Origin of the sequence: Plastoroseomonas hellenica, from assembly GCF_018129085.1 — a bacterium.
GTDB lineage: Bacteria > Pseudomonadota > Alphaproteobacteria > Acetobacterales > Acetobacteraceae > Plastoroseomonas > Plastoroseomonas hellenica.
On record NZ_JAAGBB010000015.1, the window covers coordinates 52,667 to 71,271 of the forward strand.

General features: G+C 69.6%; 17 protein-coding genes. 13 read left to right on the forward strand and 4 right to left on the reverse strand.

What is annotated here, in order from left to right:
* The first annotated feature begins 8 nt into the window (after positions 1-8).
* The 6 genes from GXW71_RS13980 (at position 9) to GXW71_RS14005 (ending at position 7,437) form a co-directional block, all read left to right on the forward strand.
* Positions 9-1,547, forward strand: a complete 1,539-nt coding sequence (locus tag GXW71_RS13980; protein ID WP_211853140.1) for an AMP-binding protein — start codon at positions 9-11, stop codon at positions 1,545-1,547.
* Positions 1,548-1,552: 5 nt separating this feature from the next.
* Positions 1,553-2,344, forward strand: coding sequence for an IclR family transcriptional regulator (locus tag GXW71_RS13985; protein ID WP_211853141.1), 792 nt, complete (start codon positions 1,553-1,555; stop codon positions 2,342-2,344).
* A 149-nt stretch (positions 2,345-2,493) separates the two neighbouring features.
* The gene (gene amaB, locus GXW71_RS13990; RefSeq protein WP_211853142.1) at positions 2,494-4,011 is read left to right on the forward strand and encodes an L-piperidine-6-carboxylate dehydrogenase; all 1,518 of its coding nucleotides are present in this window, start codon (positions 2,494-2,496) and stop codon (positions 4,009-4,011) included.
* Positions 4,001-5,584, forward strand: a complete 1,584-nt coding sequence (locus GXW71_RS13995; RefSeq protein WP_211853143.1) for an AMP-binding protein — start codon at positions 4,001-4,003, stop codon at positions 5,582-5,584. The genes amaB and GXW71_RS13995 overlap by 11 nt, the downstream gene beginning before the upstream one ends.
* Before the next feature lie 16 nt (positions 5,585-5,600).
* A complete protein-coding gene (locus GXW71_RS14000; protein WP_211853144.1) occupies positions 5,601-6,599 on the forward strand; it encodes a tripartite tricarboxylate transporter substrate binding protein in 999 nt (332 codons plus the stop codon).
* A 43-nt stretch (positions 6,600-6,642) separates the two neighbouring features.
* Positions 6,643-7,437: an enoyl-CoA hydratase/isomerase family protein gene (locus tag GXW71_RS14005; protein WP_211853145.1), complete on the forward strand. Its 795-nt coding sequence runs from the start codon at positions 6,643-6,645 to the stop codon at positions 7,435-7,437.
* Here the strand turns inward: GXW71_RS14005 and GXW71_RS14010 are convergent.
* Positions 7,406-8,356 (reverse strand): dihydrodipicolinate synthase family protein, encoded by a 951-nt coding sequence (locus tag GXW71_RS14010; RefSeq protein ID WP_246526557.1) that lies wholly within the window; start codon positions 8,354-8,356, stop codon positions 7,406-7,408. The genes GXW71_RS14005 and GXW71_RS14010 overlap by 32 nt on opposite strands.
* Positions 8,357-8,400: 44 nt before the next feature.
* The gene (locus GXW71_RS14015) at positions 8,401-9,024 is read right to left on the reverse strand and encodes an FMN-binding negative transcriptional regulator (RefSeq protein ID WP_211853146.1); all 624 of its coding nucleotides are present in this window, start codon (positions 9,022-9,024) and stop codon (positions 8,401-8,403) included.
* Between the two features lie 89 nt (positions 9,025-9,113).
* Here GXW71_RS14015 and pdxR point away from each other — a divergent pair, with 89 nt between their 5' ends.
* The 5 genes from pdxR (at position 9,114) to GXW71_RS14040 (ending at position 14,495) form a co-directional block, all read left to right on the forward strand.
* Positions 9,114-10,601: a MocR-like pyridoxine biosynthesis transcription factor PdxR gene (gene pdxR, locus GXW71_RS14020; protein ID WP_211853147.1), complete on the forward strand. Its 1,488-nt coding sequence runs from the start codon at positions 9,114-9,116 to the stop codon at positions 10,599-10,601.
* Positions 10,602-11,055: 454 nt separating this feature from the next.
* Positions 11,056-11,937 (forward strand): Bug family tripartite tricarboxylate transporter substrate binding protein, encoded by an 882-nt coding sequence (locus tag GXW71_RS14025; protein WP_211853148.1) that lies wholly within the window; start codon positions 11,056-11,058, stop codon positions 11,935-11,937.
* An 18-nt stretch (positions 11,938-11,955) separates the two neighbouring features.
* On the forward strand, positions 11,956-13,140 hold the full coding sequence (locus GXW71_RS14030; RefSeq protein WP_211853149.1) for an acyl-CoA dehydrogenase family protein: 1,185 nt from the start codon (positions 11,956-11,958) through the stop codon (positions 13,138-13,140).
* A gap of 6 nt (positions 13,141-13,146) precedes the next feature.
* Positions 13,147-13,809, forward strand: coding sequence for a 3-oxoacid CoA-transferase subunit A (locus GXW71_RS14035; protein WP_211853150.1), 663 nt, complete (start codon positions 13,147-13,149; stop codon positions 13,807-13,809).
* The gene (locus GXW71_RS14040) at positions 13,806-14,495 is read left to right on the forward strand and encodes a 3-oxoacid CoA-transferase subunit B (protein ID WP_211853151.1); all 690 of its coding nucleotides are present in this window, start codon (positions 13,806-13,808) and stop codon (positions 14,493-14,495) included. The genes GXW71_RS14035 and GXW71_RS14040 overlap by 4 nt, the downstream gene beginning before the upstream one ends.
* A gap of 128 nt (positions 14,496-14,623) precedes the next feature.
* Here the strand turns inward: GXW71_RS14040 and acuI are convergent, their stop codons facing one another.
* Together acuI and GXW71_RS14050 are read right to left on the reverse strand one after the other, a co-directional pair.
* The gene (gene acuI, locus GXW71_RS14045) at positions 14,624-15,622 is read right to left on the reverse strand and encodes an acrylyl-CoA reductase (NADPH) (RefSeq protein WP_211853152.1); all 999 of its coding nucleotides are present in this window, start codon (positions 15,620-15,622) and stop codon (positions 14,624-14,626) included.
* 60 nt (positions 15,623-15,682) lie between these two features.
* Entirely contained in the window at positions 15,683-17,029 is a 1,347-nt protein-coding gene (locus GXW71_RS14050) for a trans-sulfuration enzyme family protein (RefSeq protein ID WP_246526559.1), read from the reverse strand.
* A 213-nt stretch (positions 17,030-17,242) separates the two neighbouring features.
* Between GXW71_RS14050 and GXW71_RS14055 the strand changes: the two genes are divergently transcribed.
* The gene (locus GXW71_RS14055) at positions 17,243-17,575 is read left to right on the forward strand and encodes a cupin domain-containing protein (RefSeq protein ID WP_211853153.1); all 333 of its coding nucleotides are present in this window, start codon (positions 17,243-17,245) and stop codon (positions 17,573-17,575) included.
* On the forward strand, positions 17,572-18,537 hold the full coding sequence (locus tag GXW71_RS14060) for a tripartite tricarboxylate transporter substrate-binding protein (protein WP_211853154.1): 966 nt from the start codon (positions 17,572-17,574) through the stop codon (positions 18,535-18,537). Before GXW71_RS14055 ends, GXW71_RS14060 begins: the two co-directional genes overlap by 4 nt.
* Positions 18,538-18,605: the final 68 nt, after the last annotated feature.

Below are 18,605 nucleotides of genomic sequence, written 5' to 3' on the forward strand. Positions count from 1 at the left end.
TCTCCGAGATGCAGGGCTTCGACCACGCCCATGACAACGTCTACGCCGCCTTCGCCGCGCGCTTTCCCGCACCCGACCGGCTCTTCGTCGAAGCCGAGGATGGCCGCCGCCTCACCTATGGGGAGATCCCGGCGGCCACGGCGCGCATCGCCAACCTGCTGCGGCGTCTGGGCATCGGGCCGGGCGACCGCGTCGCGGGGCTGCTCGACAAGTCACCGGAAGCGCTGCTGCTCTATCTCGGCTGCTGCCGCGCCGGTGCGGTCTACCTTCCGATCCATGTCGAGCTGACGCCGCCCGAGGTCGACCACATCCTCCTGGACGCGGAGCCGCGCCTGCTGGTCTGCCGGCCCGCCTGGGCGGAGCGGCTGCGCGGCTGGGCGGCGGCTTCGCCGGTGCGCCACCTGCTGACGCTGGACGGGGCGGGCGCGGGCGGCCTGACCGAGGCGCTGTCCGGAGAGGCGCCGGAGGCCCCGGTCGCCGCGGCCGGGTCCACGGCGCCGAACGCCATCGTCTACACCTCCGGGACCACCGGCAAGCCGAAGGGCGCGATCCTCTCCAACGGCCTCGTCGCCTGGAATGCGATGGCGCTCGCCGAAGCCTGGGGCATGACGCGGGAGGACGTGCTGCTGCATGCGAACCCGATGGCCTTCGGGCTGTTCGGGACCACGACGCCGGTGCTCGCCGCCGGCGCGGCCATGCGCCTGCTGCCGAAGTTCGAGACGGAGGCGGTGCTGCGCGCGCTGCCCGGGGCGACGATGTTCGCGGGCGTGCCGACCTATTACGCGCGGCTTCTCGCGCATCCCGGCTTCTCGCGGCAGAGCTGCCGGACGATGCGGCTGTTCCTGACCGGCTCCGCGCCGATGCGCGCCGACCTGTTCGAGGCCTTCCGCGCCCGCACCGGGCATGCGCTGCTCGATCGCTACGGCATGACGGAGGCGCTGATCATCGCCTCCATGCCGCTCGACGCGCCGCGCCGCCCGGATGCGTCCGGCCTGCCGCTGCCCGGATCCGCGCTGCGCCTGGTGGACGAGGCCGGCGCGGCCGTGCCGCCCGGCGCCGTGGGCGCCATCGAGCTGCGCCAGCCCTTTCCGTTCTCTGGCTATTGGCGCGCGCCGGAGAAGACGACGGCCGCCTTCCGCGCGGATGGCTGGTTCATCACCGGCGATTTCGGCCGGGTCGACCCGGACGGCTATCTCTGCGTGCTCGGCCGCGGCACCGAGCTGATCATCACCGGCGGCTTCAACGTCTACCCGAAGGAGGTCGAGGCCAGCCTGAACGCGATGCCGGGCATCGCGGAGGCCGCGGTGTTCGGCGTGCCGCACCCGGATTTCGGCGAGGCGGTGGTGGCCGCGATCCAACTGGAACCGGATGCGCCGCCTTTCTCGGAGGCGGCGGTCAGGCTACTGCTCACCGGGGAGCTTGCGCGCTACAAGGTCCCGAAGCGCATACAGGTGGTTCCGGAGATGCCGCGCAATACCTTGGGCAAGATACGCAAGACGCTTCTGCAGCAACGCTTCTCGGACCTCTTCGCGCCGGAGCATCCATAGCGCCGATGGCACGGGAAAAGACTGCGTCGCAGCAGACATCGGAGGATGTGGATCCCCGGCTCTTCGTCGCGTCCATCGAGAAGGCGATGGCCGTGCTGGAGCTGTTCGAGAGCGAGAGGCAGGACCTTTCCCTCACCGAGATCATGGCGCGCGCGGGGATCGGCCGCAGCGCGGTGCAGCGCTTCGTCTACACGCTGCACCGGCTCGGCTATCTCAGCCGCGATCCCGCGACCAAGCGCTTCGCGCTGGGCGCCAAGGTGCTGGGGCTGCACCGCGGCTATGTCGGCGGGCGGTCGGCCCTGCAGCGGGCCCGCCACGTGTTGCGGGAGCTGAACGCCACGACCGGCGAATGCGTCTCCTGGACCGAATTGCTGGAGACCGAGATCGTCGTCGTCGAGAACTGGCCGAGCGCCCATGTCACCGCGGTGATCCTGGCGCCCGGCATGCGGTTCGAGGCGATCTCGGCCTCCTCCGGCCAGGTGCTGCTGGCGCATGCGCCGGCCGAGGTGGTGGCGCATGCCTTCGCCGCCGCCACGCCGCGGGCCCGTGAGAGATTGGGCGCCAGGACCCTTCCCGAGTTCGGCGCGATCCTCGACCGGGTCCGAAGCCAGGGCTATGCGCTGACCACCAAGGCCTTCGACCAGGACAGCATATCGCTGTCCGCGCCGGTCCTGGATCCGGGAGGGCGCGCGGTGGGCGCGGTGAACCTCTCGGTCCTGACCAACCGCTTCGACCGGCGCCAGGCGGAGGACGCCCTGGTGCCCGCGCTGATCAAGGCGGCGCGCGCGAGCCGGTAGACCACCGGACATCCGATTCGGATTCCCGTTGACAGGCGGGTGCGCGCGACGCTCAATTCTATTTCCAATATCTAATATTGGATAACAATATTCGTCGGCTGCCCCTGCCCGTGTGGCGCGGGGCGGCACCGAGGACGCAGGAACCAGAGATGACCGAGCTGCCATCGCCCGCCGCCGAAGCGGCCGCATTGCTGGATCGGCTCGGCGTGCCCCGGGCGGCCTGGACCGGCGGCGACCTCATTGCGACGTCGCCCATCACCGGGGAGGTCATCGGGCGCCCCTTCGCCGCGACGCCTGCAGCCGCCGCGGCGGCGATCGCCACGGCCGAGGCCGCGTTCCGCGCCTGGCGGAAGGTACCGGCGCCGCGGCGCGGCGAGTTCGTCCGGCTGCTCGGCGAGGAGTTGCGCGCGGCCAAGGCCGAGCTCGGCCGCCTCGTCACGCTGGAGGCCGGCAAGATCCTCTCCGAAGGGCTCGGCGAGGTGCAGGAGATGATCGACATCTGCGACTTCGCGGTCGGCCTGTCGCGCCAGCTCTACGGGCTCACCATCGCGACCGAGCGCGCCCGCCACCGCATGATGGAGAGTTGGCACCCGGCCGGCGTCGTGGGCGTCATCAGCGCCTTCAACTTCCCGGTCGCCGTCTGGGCCTGGAACGCGGCCCTGGCCTTCGTCTGCGGCGATGCCGTGGTGTGGAAGCCCTCGGAGAAGACGCCCCTGACCGCGCTGGCCGTGCAGGCCCTGGTCGGGCGCGCGGCGGCGCGCTTCGGCGCGGTGCCGGAGGGGCTTTCGGCGCTGCTTCTCGGTGGGCGGGAGGTGGGCTCGGTCCTGGTGGACAGCCCCGCCATCCCCGTGCTCTCGGCCACCGGATCCACCGCCATGGGCCGCGCCGTGGCATCACGCGTCGCCGCCCGCTTCGGCCGCGCCATCCTGGAGCTCGGCGGCAACAACGGCGCCATCGTCGCGCCCTCCGCCGATCTCGACCTGGTGGTGCGCGCCACGGCCTTCGCGGCGATGGGCACGGCGGGCCAGCGCTGCACGACGCTGCGCCGGCTGATCGTGCACGAAGCGGTGGCCGATGCGCTGCTCGATCGCCTGCGGCACGCCTATCGGAGCGTCGCGATCGGCGATCCGCGCCGGCCCGGCACGCTGGTCGGCCCGCTGATCGACGCGGCCGCGGGTGCCGCGATGACGGCGGCGCTGGCCGCCGCCCGCGCCGATGGCGGCGTCGTCACCGGCGGCGAGGCGGTGGCGGGACCGGGCGGCACCTATCGCCGCCCGGCGCTGGCCGAAATGCCCGCGCAGACGGCGATTGTCCGGCAGGAGACCTTCGCGCCGATCCTGCATGTGATGCGCTACCGCGCCTTCGAGGATGCGATCGCCATCCACAACGGCGTGCCGCAGGGCCTCTCCTCCTCGATCTTCACCAACGACCTGCGGGAGGCGGAGCTCTTCCTCTCCGCGCAGGGATCGGATTGCGGCATCGCGAACGTCAATATCGGCCCTTCCGGCGCCGAGATCGGCGGTGCCTTCGGCGGCGAGAAGGAGACCGGCGGCGGGCGCGAAAGCGGCTCCGACGCCTGGAAGGCCTATATGCGGCGCGCCACCAACACGGTGAACTACGGCCGCGACCTGCCGCTCGCGCAGGGGGTCAGCTTCGATGTCGCCTGACGCGGCGGTGGCGATGCCGCCGATCGGCCCCTTGACGCTGCGGCAGGTGATGGATGCGCAGGCGCTGGCCGAGCCGGAGCGCATCTTCTGCGCCCATGACGGGCAGGCGATCTCCTTCGGCGCGCTGGATGCGGCCGTGAACCGCATCGCCAACGGGTTGCTGGCAGAGGGCCTGCGGCCCGGCGATCGCGTCGCGCTGATGCTGCCGGGCCATCCCGACCACATCGCCTGCATCCTGGCGCTGGCGAAGCTGGGCCTGGTGCGCGTGCCGGTGAACACCGGCCTGCAGGGCGCTTCGCTGGCCTATCCCTTCGACGCCTTCGCGGTGGAGGCGCTGATCGCCGACCGCGCCTATGCGGATGCGCTGGCGCCGGTGCTGGCCGAACGGAGGCTGCGCGCGGTGTTCTGGCGCGGCGGCGGGGACGGGCCGAGCTTCGAGGCGCTCCTCGCCCATCCCGATGCCGGGCCGCCGCCCGTCGCGCCGGGGGCGGACGACATCCTGGCCATCACGCCGAGCTCGGGCACCACGGGCGCGCCCAAAGGCGTGCTCAAATCCGACCGCACCCTGCGTGCCGGCCCGATGGCGATCCTCCGCCTCACCGAGGCGCGACCCGGGGACACGCTGCTGTTCTGGGAAGCGCTGCATCACGGCGCCGGCGTCGCCGTCGTGATCGCCGCCATCCTGGGTCGGCTGCGGCTCGGCATGGTCGACCGCTTCAGCGCATCGCGCTTCTGGCAGCAGGCCAGGGAGAGTGGCGCGACCCGGGTGCACTATCTCGGCAGCGTGCTGCCGATGGTGCTGCGCCAGCCGGAGCGGCCCGACGACCGCGATCACGGCGTGCGCATGGCCTGGGGCGGCGGATGCCCGCCGGAGATCTGGCGCGCGGTCGAGCAGCGCTTCGGGGTCGAGATCCGTGAGGGCTATGGCCTGTCCGAGCTGATCACCTTCTGCACGCTGAACCTGACCGGCAAGCCGGGCTCCATCGGGCGACCGCTGTCCTGGTACGAGGCGATGGTCGCGGATCCCGAGGGCCGGCCGCTGCCGCCCGGCGAGGCGGGCGAGCTCTGCTTCCGCGCGAAAGAGGCCGGGCTGCACTTCCTGGGCTATTTCCGCAACGGGCCGGCGACCGCGGAGGCGATGCGCGACGGCTGGTTCCGCACCGGCGACCTGGCGCGGCAGGACGAGGAGGGCGACCTGTTCTTCGTCGGTCGGGCCAAGGATTCCATTCGTCGCCGGGGCATCAACGTCTCCGCCTGGGAGGTCGAGCGCGTCCTGCTGGAGCACCCCGCCATCGAGGAGGTGGCGTTGATCGGCGTGCCGAGCGAACTCGGCGAGGACGAGATCAAGATCTTCGTCCGCCGCGCCGCGGGCGCCACGCTCGACGCGGCCTCGCTGCTGCGCTGGTGCGCGCCGCGCCTGCCGCGCTTCCAACTGCCGCGCTACGTGGCCTTCGTAGCGGACTTCCCGCGCACGCCGACCCAGCGGATCCGGAAGCTGGAGCTGCCGCGCGACACCGCGGGCTGCTGGGACCTGGAGGCGGCGGCCGAGCCCGGCCGCCCACACATGGGATGAAAAGGGGGTCATCGGCATGATGCGCTTCGCAGTCCCGGCGATGCGCCGGCGGCACATCCTGCGCGCGGGTGCGGCGATGCTGGCGGCGGGATCGGCGGCAGGCCGCGCGGCCGCGCAGGGCTTCCCGACCCAGCCGATCCGCCTGGTGGTGCCCTTCGCGGCGGGCGGTGCGGTGGACCTGGTCGGCCGCCTGGTCGGGCAGGGCATGGCCGCCGGGCTCGGCCAGCCCGTCGTGGTGGAGAACCGCACCGGCGCCTCGGGCGCCATCGGCGCGCAATCCGTCGCGCGCGCCCCGGCGGATGGCCACACCCTGCTCATGGCGCCGATCACCAGCTTCGCGATGCTGGCGGGCCTGCCGGGCAACAACCTCAACCTCGACCTGCTGCGCGACTTCGCGCCCATCGGCACCGTGGGCGCGGTGCCCATCGTGCTGGTCGCCGCGAACCGGCTGCAGGTCGAGAGCGTCGGCGCCCTGGTCGCGCTGGCGCGCCGCCGGCCGGCGGCGCTGAGCTACGCCTCGGCCGGCAATGGTTCCACCGAGCATCTCGCGGCGGAGCTGTTCGCGCAGCAGGCGGGCATCTCCCTGTTGCACGTGCCCTATCGCGGTGGGGCGCCGGCGCTGGCGGATGTGCTCGGGGGGCAGGTGGACCTGATGTTCGCGACGCTGCCCAATACGCTGCAGAATGGCGGCGCGCTGAAAATCCTCGCCATCGCGACGGCGGCGCGCAGCGGCGCGGTGCCGGAGGTGCCGACGGCCGCCGAAGCCGGCTTCGCGGATTTCGCCGTCTCCTCCATCTACGGCCTGCTCGCGCCGGCCGGCACCCCGGCGGCGGTGGTCGACCGGCTCAACCGCGCCATGCAGGCGGCGGTGGCGCAGCCCGAGCTACGTGCCCGCTTGCAGCAGCAGGGGGTCGAGGCGGCGCCGACCGGCGCGGACACGACCCGGCAGCAGCTCGCGAGCGAGGTCGCGCGATGGGCCGGGGTGATCCGTGACGCCCGGATCAGCCTGCAGTGACTGCCGCGACCTCTGTCCTTGAACGACCCGAAGGAGCAATGCGATGACACTGGTGATCGATGCCGAAGCCGCGCGCGAGGCGGAGGCGCATGTCCTGTCCGAGATGGTGGGCACCACCCAGCTCATCACCTTGAACCGGCCCGAGCGGCTCAATGCCTGGGACGCCCCGATGCGGGCGCGGCTCCTGGCGCTGCTGCAGCGGGCCAATGCGCATCCGGAGATCGGCGCCGTGGTGCTGACCGGCGCCGGCGAGCGCGCCTTCTGCGCGGGCCAGGACCTGAACGAGGGGAAGACCTTCGACGGCCTCCGCGCGGAGCTCTGGATCGAGGAATGGCGGCTCCTCTACAGCACCATCCGGCGGTTCGAGAAGCCGCTGGTCGTGGCGCTGAACGGGCTCGCGGCGGGCTCGGCCTTCCAGGTCGCGCTGCTCTGCGACGTGCGCGTCGGCCATGACGGCTCGCAGATGGGGCAGCCGGAGATCAATTCCGGCATCGTCAGCGCGACCGGCTTCTGGATCATGCGCGAGATGCTTGGGCTGTCGCGCGCGACCGAGATGATCCTGACCGGCCGCATGGCCGCCGCGGAGGAGGCGCACCGGCTTGGCCTGATCCATCACCTGGTGCCGGCGTCCGCGCTGCGCGGCAAGGCGCTGGAGATCGCGGCCGACCTCGCGGGCAAGCCGCGCCTGGCCTTCAAGCTGAACAAGCAGCGCTTCTGCGCGGCGACCCAGGCCGGCTTCGACGAGACCTTCGAGGCGGCGCGGCTGATCCATCGCCACGCCTTCGATGCCGGCGAGCCGCAGCGCGTCATGGAAAGCTTCCTGACGAAGCAGCGGTAAGCGCGCCGCCGGGTCGGGCATCGGCATTGAGCTTCTCCAGTGCCGCGGCCACGCGCTCATAGGCGGCGGAAGGCAGCGGCAGGATCGGCCGTGGCGGCGCCGTAGGGCAGAGGCCCAGGATGTCGGCGGCGGCGTACATCACCCGCAGGCTGCTCAGCTCCTGGAAGAGCTCCCACAAGCCCTGGAACCGTGCGTCCCAGCGCGCCACCGTGGCCGTGTCGCCTGCCTGCGCGGCGCGCAGGAGCTGCAGGCTGGGCACCGGCAGCAGCCCGCCGACGACGCTGTACCAGGCATCCCCTCCAGCCAGGACGGCGTCAGCAGCGCGCCAGTCGCCGCTGTAGCCGACGGCGAAGCTGTGGGGGACCTTGGTGCGGAGCGCCTCATGCCGTGCCCGCGCCTCCGGGGGCGGGGGCGCCGGGTTCTTCACGGCGGCGATGCCGGGAAGCTTCGCCAGCCGGGCCAGCAGGTCATCGCTGAAGGTGAAGTGGGTCGTGGCCGGGTTGTTGTAGATGCAGAGGGGCAGCGTCGTCGCCTCCGCGACCGCGGCGAAGTGCTGGTAGACTTCCTCCTCGGTCAGCGGTGTGTAGGACACCGGCGCCAGCAGCAGGCCATCCGCGCCTGCCGCCGCCGCGTCACGCGCCAGATCCTGCGCATCATCCGTCCTCAGCGCGCCGATGCCGACGATGAGCGGAACCTGCCCGCCGAGGCAGCCTGCAGCAGCCTCGATCGCGCGCCGCCGCTCGGGACGGGTGAGATAGGCGTAAGTGCCGGTGCTGCCGAGCAGGCCGATCGAATCCACCTTCGCCGCGGCCAAGCGCTGCACCAGGCGCGCGAGTCCCTCGGTGTCGACGCGGCCATGCGGATCGGCGGGCGTGATGGGAAAGGCGGAGAGGCCACGGAACATCGGTGCGGCGGACATGGTTTGGCTCCTCGGGGCGGTCGGATCGTGCAGCGTGGTCGGGGTCAGGTCGGGATCAAGGCTGCCACGGCGCGGTCGGAAGCGCGCTCGCTCGCGGCGAGCCCGGCGGCCACGCCCGCCCGATCGGCGGCGCTCCGGTTCTGGCTCACCTTGCGCTTGCCCTCGAGCCGCGTGATCGGCAGGCGCAGGCCCACGATCCCACGGAGTTGCGCCCGGACGAAGTCCGCGGGCGCATCCGTGACGGCCCAGGGCTCGGCGCGAGGCTGCTCATGCAGATCGGTCAGCCGCGACACGACCGCGAGGAGGCGGTCCGCATCCTCGAAGAACTCAGGCGGGCCGTAGGCGTGGACCGCGATGTAGTTCCAGGTGGGCACCACCTTCTGGTGCTCCTGCTTGGACGGATACCAGGAGGGGCTGACATAGGCATCCGGCCCCATGAGCAGCGCCATGGCCTCACCGGTCGCCCGCAGTCTCCATTGCGGATTGGCTCGGGCGAGGTGGCCGTAGAGCGTGCCGTAGGGTCCCTCCTCCGCCGCCAGGAACAGCGGCAGCGGCGTGGCGATCAGGCCCTCGGCCGTGGCGGTGACGAGGGTCGCCAGGCGGGTCTCCCGCATCGTCCTGTGCAGGGCCGCGAGGTCATCCTCGCGGAAGGCTGGGGGAACATACATCAGCGCGGCTCCTTGAAGCGCTGGACGCTGCTCCATGACTGGTTCAAAAGGAACGTCCGGTTTGCAACAAAATCACAGGGCCAGTTTCCATGGCACCGGACGCGCCCGCACCGTCCCGAATTGGCCAGCGCATCTGCGATGCCATCAAGGCGCAGATCGCCTCCGGTCGCCTTGGCCCGGGTGCCCGGCTTCCCTCGACACGCGCCCTGGCGGCGGAATGGGGCGTCTCGCGGACGACGGTGACCGCCGCCTATGAGCAACTCATCGCGGAAGGTTACCTCGAGACCCGGCAAGGTGCCCGAACCCAGGTCGCGCGGGGCCTTGGCTGCGTGGCGGCAAGGCAGGACGCGGCCGCGCCATCGGAGGTCTCCAACCGATTGTCGGCCTACGGACAGCGGCTGGAGGCTTTCGATCTGCCAGCGGTTCCGGATCGCGGCCTGAGGGTTGCGGACTTCCGCTACGGCGACCTCGCCGCGGCCGACTTCCCCAAGCTCGCCTGGAAGAAGGCAGTGGGTGCCGCCCTGCTGCGCCGGCATGGACGCCTGCGCTACGGCGACCCCAGCGGCTCGTCCGCACTTCGGGTCGCCCTGCAAGGCTACCTGTGGCGGGCGCGTGGGCTTCGCTGTGAGCCGGACCAGATCATTGTGGTGAACGGCTCGCAGCAGGGCCTCGACCTCTGCGCGCGGCTGATGCTCGATCCGCATGACCGGGTGCTCATGGAGAACCCCGGCTACCTCCTCGCGCGGCAGGTCTTTCTGGCATACGGAGCCGAGGTGGTTCCTGTCGCCGTGGACCGGGAGGGAATGCGGACAGAAGGGCTGCCCGCGGCGCGGCTGGCCTACACCACGCCGTCGCACCAGTTTCCCCTTGGCAGCGTCCTGTCCGCCGGACGCCGGCGGGAGCTTCTCGGCTGGGCGGAGCGCAGCGGCGCCTATGTGATCGAGGACGACTACGACAGCGAGTACCGCTACGACATCGCCCCGATCCCACCGCTGCGGGCCCTGGATGGTGCCGGACGGGTCATTTATCTCGGCACGATCTCGAAGACGCTCTCGCCGACACTGCGCCTCGGTTACCTCGTCGTCCCACCGGCGCTGTCCATGGCTTTCGTGAAGACCAAGCGGCTAACCGACCGCCATTCACCCAGCCTGGAACAGGAAGCCCTGGCGGAGCTTATCGAGAGCGGTGCCTATGAGCGGCATGTCCGCCGCGTCCGCCGCCGCAATGGCGAGCGGCGCGCAGCGCTGCTGACGGCGCTGTCCGACACCGTCAGCGACGCGGTGACGGTGGTCGGCGCCGATGCCGGGCTGCATGTCGTCGCCTGGCTGAACCGGCTGCCACGATCGGCCGAGGCCGAATTCATCGCGCACGCGCATGCGGCTGGCCTCGGCCTGTATCCCATAGAGCCCCTGTATGCCTTCGATCCCGCCGTCGGCCCGCCCGACAGTGCAGGCCTCGTGATGGGGTATGCGGGTCTGGATGAGCCGACCATCAGACGCGGCGTGCGAAGGCTCGGTGAGCTTCTTGAGAAGTTCGGATGCCCGCCCGCCGACCGGGATCCGCTGCGCGCAGCGTAAACTGGCGCGCACCGCCGGAGCACGGTGGATGTCAGCCGGCGGCGTCCATGGCGGTTTGCTCACGATAACCGCGCATAACCACCGACCGCATCGGGACGCATCACCCCGGATCGGCCGCGCTGCGCCGACTGGTCCAGCGCTATTGCCGGAAACTGGCACTGTCGCCGGCACCTGCCCCGGACGACCGTTGGACGCATCGGCGGGATGCAAGGGCGCGCACCAGCGCTGCTTCGCACGGCGCGGCAGCGCCGGGCAACTCGCTCGGCTGCGCTCCGGTACACGCCAGGCTGCACGGCAAGACAGCGCGAGGAAGCGCTGCGGTGACTTCGTCCCATCACGGTGCAGAGGATCGATCATGCAGCAGCTCCTTCGCAGGCGGAGTTTCGTTGCCGCCCTTCCCGCGACTCTCGCCGCGCGGGCGGCGGCAGCCCAGGACGCGTATCCCACGCGCCCTGTGAAGCTGGTCGTCGGTTTCCCGCCCGGCGGTCCAACAGACGTCATCGGGCGCATGATCGCCAGCAACCTGATGGCGGAACTCGGCCCGCCCGTCGTGATCGAGAATTTGGGTGGCGCGGGCGGCACCATCGCCGCGGCCTATGTCGCAAGGAGCGCCGCGGATGGATACACACTCCTGGTCAGCGTCGAATCCTCGCAGACCCGCGCGAGGGCTCTGTACCCCGCCATCCGCTACGACCAAGTCGGAAGCTTCACCTTCCTTCGGAAGCTCGCGAAGCAGCGCAACCTGCTGGTGACCAACCCGAACCTGCCTGTCGCATCCGTGGCCGATCTCATCGCCTATGCAAAGGCACGGCCGGGGCAGCTCAGCTTCGGCGGCACGGTCGGCGCGACATCCCATGTCGGAGGCACGATCTTCAATCGCCTCAATGACATCGACATGACCTTCATCAGCTACGCGGGCGGCAACCAGCCCGTGACAGACCTGATGACCGGGACGATTCAGGTCGGCTTCTTCACGGAATCGACGGTGGCCGAGTTGGTGAGGAACGGCAGGATCAGGGCTCTGGCCGTGACGGCGCTGGAGCGCTCACCCGCTTTCCCAGACCTGCCGACCGTCCAGGAAGCGGGTGGCGGACGGCTCGACATATCCCCCTGGTTCGGCCTGGTGGGGCCTGCAGGCCTGCCTGCCCCGGTGGTGCGGCGGCTCTTCGAGGCTGCCGAGAGGATCAGCCGAAAAGAGGCGTTCAGGGCGCAGATCGAAACCATCGGCGCATCGCCGATCAGGGACTCCAACCCGGAGACATTCAGAAGTGAGGTCGAGGAGGAGATCCGCTTCTGGTCGGGCTGGGCCGAGCAACATCGTGCGCAGCTGCCATAGCCGCCCGGATCCGCTGACATGCCCTTCTTCAGTCAATACGACGAGCAACTGACGCCCGCGGAGATGGAACTGGTCGGACGCGCCCGGCGGTTCTGCGCAGGGGCGTTCTCCGCTGCCATCCACGAGGCCTATCTCCGCGGCGAGCCCTTCGCACGGGAATGGATCACCGAATGGGCCGCGCTGGGCATGCTCGGCCTGCAGGCGAAGGCCGAGCATGGCGGCCATGAAGCTTCCTTCCTGTGCAAGATCCGTGTCGCGCAGGAGATGGCGCGACATGGCTTCGCCGCCGCCTTCTGCCTGAACAACCTTCAGGGTCAGGTCACACGCATTTCGCTGCATGGTTCCGACGAGCAGCGGCGACACGTTCTGGAGCCCCTGCGATCGGGAGCGATCCTCGCGGCGCCCGCCATGACCGAGCCGAGTGGTGGCAGCGACCTCGGCTCGCTCGCCACGACAGCAAGGCGGGTCGATGGCGGATGGTCGATCAGCGGCACCAAGTCATGGGTCACCAATGGCACCATCGTCGATGGCATCACCCTGCTCGCCCGAATGGACGAGGGTGGCGAGCTGGCGACCTTCTTCGTGTCTCTCGGCGGCGGCGATTCCGTCGGGTGTCATGAGATCCTGCTGCCAGGGGCACGCTCATTCCGCCTCGCTGCACTGGAGCTGCGTGACCATTTCGTCCCGGACTGGGCCCTCCTGAGCAGGCCGGGAGAGGCGCTCCGCGCGGCGATGGAAGCGGTCAACGCGGCGCGCGTGCATGTGGCTGCCATGGCGGTCGCCAGCCTCCATGCCGCGCTGTGCGAAGCGACGCGCTACTGCTCCTCACGCCAGACCTTCGGCAAGCCGCTGCTGGCGCATCAGGGCCTGCAATGGGAGCTGGCGGAGGTCTCGATCCGCCTGGAGGCCGCGCACGCCCTCGTCTTCAGGGCGGCGCAACTCGTGAACAGCCGGCTGCCGGCCGTGACTGCTGCGGCGCAGTGCAAGAAGTTCGCGGTCGACACGGCCATCTGGGGCATCGGCCAGTGCATCCGCACGATGGGGGCGATCGGCGCCAGCGGCACCCAGCGGCTCAGCATGCAGCTCGCGGAGGTGCGCCTTGCCGCCTTCGGTGACGGCACCAACGAGATCATGCTCGACAGGATCGGACGGAGCCTGGCGAAGGACTACGCCGACCCGGTCGGGTCCGAACACCGGAGTTAGACGCCAATGAGGAATGTCGTCGTCGGGACAGAAGCGGCGGCGGTCGCCGGATTGCGCGATGGGCACGTCGTCATGGTGGGTGGCTTCGGTGGCGCCGGCTTGCCACGGAGCATCATCAAGGCCGTGGCCGAGCTGGGTGTACGCGATCTCACGGTCATCTCGAACAATGCCGGGGCCGGGGGCGACGACCTCTCGCTGTGGTTCCGGCAACGGATGGTCCGCAAGATCATCTGCTCCTATCCACGGAGCGCCAAGGACTTCACGCTGCAGTACCGGGCCGGGACGGTCGAGCTCGAACTCCTCCCCCAAGGAACGCTCGTCGAGCGTATCAGGGCGGGAGGCGCTGGCCTCGGCGGCTTTCTCAGCCCCGTCGGCGTCGGCACCGTCTTCGAGCGCGGCAAGGAGAAGATCACGGTCGGCGGCCGCGACTTCCTTCTCGAGCTGCCGCTCCGCGCGGACTTCGCCTTGGTCAAGGGAAGGACGGCGGACACGCTTGGCAACGTCACCTACAACAAGGCGGCACGGAACCACTGCGCCGTCATGGCGACGGCGGCGGACATCGTCACCGTCGAAGTGGACCGGATCGTGGAGGCCGGAGGCCTGGATCCGGAAAGCATCGTCACGCCTTGCATCTTCGTTGACCGTGTCTTCGCGAGGGCAGTCGCATGAATCCGCTCAACCGCCAGGCGCTTGCCCGCCTGGTCGCATCGCAGCTGCCGCGGGACAGCTTCGTCAATCTCGGCATCGGGGCGCCCACGCAGATCGCCGATTTCGTGGCGCCCGATGCGGGCGTGATCCTGCACAGCGAGAACGGGATCCTGAACATGGGCCCCGCGCCCAGGGCAGGCGAGGAAGATCCGGATCTCATCAATGCCGGAAAGTCGCCGGTCACGCTGGCACTGGGCGGAGCCTTCTTCGACTCATCGCTCGCCTTCGCGATGATGCGCGGCGGGCATATCGACGTCGCCGTCCTCGGGGCGTTCCAGGTTTCCCGGCGTGGCGACCTCGCCAATTGGACGACCGGCAAGGACGATGGGGAGCCGCCCGGGGTGGGCGGCGCCATCGACCTCGCTGTCGGTGCCAAGGCGATCTGGGTGATGATGGACCACGTCGCGCGCGATGGCGCGCCGCGGATCGTGTCCGACTGCACGCTGCCGCTCACGGCCACAAACGTCGTCTCTCGCGTGTTCACCAGCCTCGCCATCATCGAGGTGACAGAGGGCGGCCTACTCGTCTCCGCCATGCTGGAAGGGGCGGAGTTCGACCATGTCCAGGCGGCGACCGGAGCTCCACTCCGCCTCGCGGAGCGCGTCGGCATGATCACGGCGGATGGTACGCTGATCGGCCGAAGCTAGAGCGTGATGACTTGAGGCGGAATCGCCGAAAGTCTGAATCACGCGATCAAACAAAGTGCTGGAGCGTGATGCGTGAGCACTTGCGAACGCATCACGCTCTAGGATGCCGCCAGCGGGACCGGCCGTGGCTATTCCCCATCAAGCTCCGGCGCCACGGGAACGACGATGCGTCCGCGCACCTGCCCTGCCAGCAGACGGTCGGCGGTCGCTATGGCATCCGCCAGGGCGACCTCCTCCGTCAGCTCCGCGAAATGGTGGACATCGAGATCGCGCGCCAGGCGCCCCCAGGCTTCCAGCCGCTCCGCCTTCGGACACATCACGCTGTCGATGCCCGCCAGTGTGATCCCACGCAGGATGAATGGCGCCACAGTGATGGGCAGTGCCATGCCACCGGCAAGTCCGCAGGCGGCCACCACACCGCGGTAGCGCATGGCCGCGCAGACATTCGCCAGCACCTGTCCACCCACGACATCGACCGCGCCTGCCCAGCGCTCCCGGGCCAGCGGCTTTCCCGGTTCGACGAGGGCCGCCCGGTCCATCACCTCGCGGGCTCCAAGACGGGTCAGATACTCAGCTTCCGCCGGCCGGCCGGTGGCGGCCACCACGCTGTAGCCAAGCTTCGATAGGATGGCGACGGCGACGCTGCCGACGCCGCCCGCCGCACCCGTGACCAGGACCTCTCCCGCGCCGGGGTAAACGCCGTGCCGCTCGAGCGCCAACACGCAGAGCATGGCAGTGTAGCCCGCAGTCCCGATCGTCGCGGCCTGGCGCATCGTGAAAGGCGCCTGCAGCGGCACCAGCCATTCGCCCTTCACGCGGGCCCTGGCCGCCAGGCCGCCCCAATGCGTCTCGCCCACGCCCCAGCCGTTCAGCACGACCCGATCCCCGGGCTTCCAGTCCGGGTTCTCGGATGCTTCGACGACACCGGCGAAGTCGATGCCGGGCACCATGGGGAAGTTGCGCACCACGGGGCCTTTGCCGGTGATGGCGAGCGCATCCTTGTAGTTCAGCGTCGAATAGGCCACGCGAATTGTCACGTCGCCGGATGGCAACTGCGCGTCGTCGATCCCAGTGAGGCGGGCGTGGGAAGTGCCCGCTGACTTCTCGATAAGAATGGCGTCGTACATCGTCAGCTCCAGGCTGGAAGGGAGATGCGTGTCCGATGGCGCAACCATGCGGACCAAGTGTCAGAGGCTGGCCAGGGCCTGGCGAAGATCCTCGATCAGATCGCCGGCATCCTCCAGACCGACGGACAGGCGGATCAGGTCGTCTCCGACGCCCTCGGCGAGGTGCGCTTCCGGACGGATCGCCCGCCGGGCCCGGTTCAGGCTGGCCGGATGCATGATGAGCGATTCGGCATCGCCCAGGCTCACGGCGCGGCCGAACAGCGAAAGCCGGTCCATGAACCGCCGCGCGCCGTCGAACCCTGCATGCAGTCCGAGCGCCAGCATGCCCGACCCCGCCGACATCTGCCGGACGGCGATGGCGTGGTCCCGGTGCGAGGCCAATTGCGGGTAGCTCACCCAGCGCACGGCCGGATGTGCCTCCAGCATCGTGGCGATGGCCAGCGCGTTGCGCCCGTGCCGCTCCATGCGCAGCGGCAGGGTCTTCAGTCCCCGCAGGACCAGCGCGGCTGTCATAGGCGACATCGTCGCCCCGGTGAGATAGCGCAGCCCATGATCGTGCAACCGGGCGATGGTCCCGGCACGGCCGAGCACGGCGCCGCCCAGCACGTCGCCATGACCGCTGATGTATTTCGTGAGCGAATGCACGACGAGATCGGCCCCATGCTCGATCGGCCGTTGGAGGGCTGGGGACGCGAAGGTGCTGTCCACCGCGACGGGAATCCCCAAGGCATGAGCCCGGTTGGCGATCGCCGCGATATCGAGCACCGCGCTGAGCGGGTTCACTGGTGTCTCGAAGTAGACGAGCTTGGTCCGGCCGGTGGCCACCCTGTCGAGATTGGCCGGATCCGCGAGGTCGACCGGAATGACCTTGATACCGAACCGCGGAAGCCCGGTTTCGGTCAGCGCGACCGTGTTCGCGTAGAGCGTCCGGTGCACCACCACCTCGTCACCCTGCGACAGCAGCGACAGCATGAGCGTGCCGATGGCAGCCATACCGGTGGAGACCACAAGGCACGCCTCGGCGCCTTCGAGGTTCGCCAGCCGTGCTTCCAGGATGGCAGTCGTCGGATTGTACTCGCGCGCATAGAGCACGCCGCCGCGCGCCGCCGCCTCGTCGTTCTCGGCGACGCTGCCGAAGGCATAGGTCGAGGTGAAGTAGACCGGCGGGGCGACCGCGCCATGGTGATCGGCCGGGTCGTAGGCATGATGGATGGCGCGGGTCGCGAAACCGAACTGGCGGCCTGCGTGCCGATGATCTGCCTCAGTTGCCCCGGACGCGGTGTGCGGCATGGTCGTCACTGGACCTCCCTGCGCAGCTGGCCGACGAAACTGGCCTTCAGCTCCACTGTGCCAATCCCACTGTCTTAGGGACGAACCCGCCAGATCGACACGGCCGGTTCTCGCCAATTTCGGCGGACCAGTTTGGCCGACCCGGCACCGGCACGGGCGCTGCGGCCACGACCGGCTTCCTAGCGACCCAGGCCAAGGGAGCTGCTCGTGGCGGGAACTGGCTTCTACTTGGCGCAGCATCGCAACGGCACTTGCGTGTTTTCGATTAACATAAGGCGCCCTCCCGATGGCACGCTCGGCGCTCCCAGATCTGGCCCGAGGTGTTGACGCATGGCGAAGGCCCCACCCTATCTCGTGAAGCTGGTCGAGCCTGTGATGATCGGTGCGGACGTCAGCGTGCGTCGTTTCATTCTCGCGCCGGGGGACGCAATTCCCTGGCACCGCCACAGCACGACCGACGATCTGTGCGTGCTGCTCTCTGGGACGCTATGTGTGCAGACACGGGAGCCGGACGGCGAGCACCTGCTCAGGCCCGGTGACACGCACCATACGACGGCCGGTACCCCGCACCGGCTCTCGAATATCAGCGGAGAGGATTGCGGCTTCCTGCTGATCCAAGGTGTCGGAACGCGGGACTTCGTCAAACTCGAGGTGACGGCGTGATCGCTCGCCGTGGCCTGCTCGCCTTACCGGCCCTGTTGGCGGCAGCGGCGGCCGGTGCGCAACCCTGGGCGCCCAGTCGGCCGATCCGCTTTGTGCTGCCGCTCGCGGCTGGCGGCAGCCTGGATGCCCTGGCACGTTTGATTGCTGCACATCTCACACCGGTCCTGCGCCAACCTGTCGTCGTGGAGCCGCGGCCAGGGGCGGGCGGGAATCTTGCCTTCGAATACGTCGCCCGCGCTGCCGCCGACGGACACACAATTCTGGTCGGTTGGGACTCGCTGGTCATCAACCCCCCTTTGTATCGGCGCGTCAATTACGATCCGGTCACCGACTTCAACCCGATAATACAAACAGTCGCTGCACCGCAGGTGCTTGTCGTTCGGGCGGATGGCGCCGGCGATCTGTCGTCGCTCATCGCTGCCGCAAAGGCCGCGCGACCCGCATTGAGCTGGGCGTCGCCAGGAAACGGCAGCATCGGCCATATGACAGGGGAACTCTTCCGCCGCGACGCTGAACTTCCGGATTTTGAGCACGTCCCATACCGGGGTGCTGCGCCCGCAGCGACGGATTTGCTCGCTGGCGTGGTGAGCGCCCTATGGGTGAGTCTCCCTGCCGTCACGGAACATGTCAGAGAGGGCCGCTTCCGCGCTCTTGTGGTCACCGGCGCCCGCCGTTCTGCTGTGCTGCCTTCTGTTCCAACAGCAATCGAGGTCGGGCAGACCGCCCTTGAGATTGTCTCGTGGCAAGGATTATTGGCACCCGCCGGCACACCGGCCGCTGCGGTGGAAACGCTGAATTCCGAGGTCAACAAGGCTCTCAACAGCGACAACATCAGTCGTTGGATTGCTGCACAGGGATCGGAGCGAATTGGGGGCGATCCGGGTGTACTAGCGGCTCAGATCAGAGCGGATGTACGTCGCTGGGCGGAGGTGGTTCACCGCACGGGCGCTCGGCCGGACTGACGCAGAGCCGGGTTGCTGCATATCGGGAATCGTGAGCGACCGTTGGGATGGCACTCACGCCTGACATC

What these genes read in the sequence shown, in the direction of transcription:
- GXW71_RS13980 (WP_211853140.1), top strand. Translation starts at nt 9, where the DNA reads ATGCAGGGCTTCGACCACGCCCATGACAACGTCTACGCCGCCTTCGCC.
- GXW71_RS13985 (WP_211853141.1), top strand. Translation starts at nt 1,553, where the DNA reads ATGGCACGGGAAAAGACTGCGTCGCAGCAGACATCGGAGGATGTGGAT.
- amaB (WP_211853142.1), top strand. Translation starts at nt 2,494, where the DNA reads ATGACCGAGCTGCCATCGCCCGCCGCCGAAGCGGCCGCATTGCTGGAT.
- GXW71_RS13995 (WP_211853143.1), top strand. Translation starts at nt 4,001, where the DNA reads ATGTCGCCTGACGCGGCGGTGGCGATGCCGCCGATCGGCCCCTTGACG.
- GXW71_RS14000 (WP_211853144.1), top strand. Translation starts at nt 5,601, where the DNA reads ATGATGCGCTTCGCAGTCCCGGCGATGCGCCGGCGGCACATCCTGCGC.
- GXW71_RS14005 (WP_211853145.1), top strand. Translation starts at nt 6,643, where the DNA reads ATGACACTGGTGATCGATGCCGAAGCCGCGCGCGAGGCGGAGGCGCAT.
- GXW71_RS14010 (WP_246526557.1), bottom strand. Translation starts at nt 8,356, where the DNA reads ATGTCCGCCGCACCGATGTTCCGTGGCCTCTCCGCCTTTCCCATCACG.
- GXW71_RS14015 (WP_211853146.1), bottom strand. Translation starts at nt 9,024, where the DNA reads ATGTATGTTCCCCCAGCCTTCCGCGAGGATGACCTCGCGGCCCTGCAC.
- pdxR (WP_211853147.1), top strand. Translation starts at nt 9,114, where the DNA reads ATGGCACCGGACGCGCCCGCACCGTCCCGAATTGGCCAGCGCATCTGC.
- GXW71_RS14030 (WP_211853149.1), top strand. Translation starts at nt 11,956, where the DNA reads ATGCCCTTCTTCAGTCAATACGACGAGCAACTGACGCCCGCGGAGATG.
- GXW71_RS14035 (WP_211853150.1), top strand. Translation starts at nt 13,147, where the DNA reads ATGAGGAATGTCGTCGTCGGGACAGAAGCGGCGGCGGTCGCCGGATTG.
- GXW71_RS14040 (WP_211853151.1), top strand. Translation starts at nt 13,806, where the DNA reads ATGAATCCGCTCAACCGCCAGGCGCTTGCCCGCCTGGTCGCATCGCAG.
- acuI (WP_211853152.1), bottom strand. Translation starts at nt 15,622, where the DNA reads ATGTACGACGCCATTCTTATCGAGAAGTCAGCGGGCACTTCCCACGCC.
- GXW71_RS14055 (WP_211853153.1), top strand. Translation starts at nt 17,243, where the DNA reads ATGGCGAAGGCCCCACCCTATCTCGTGAAGCTGGTCGAGCCTGTGATG.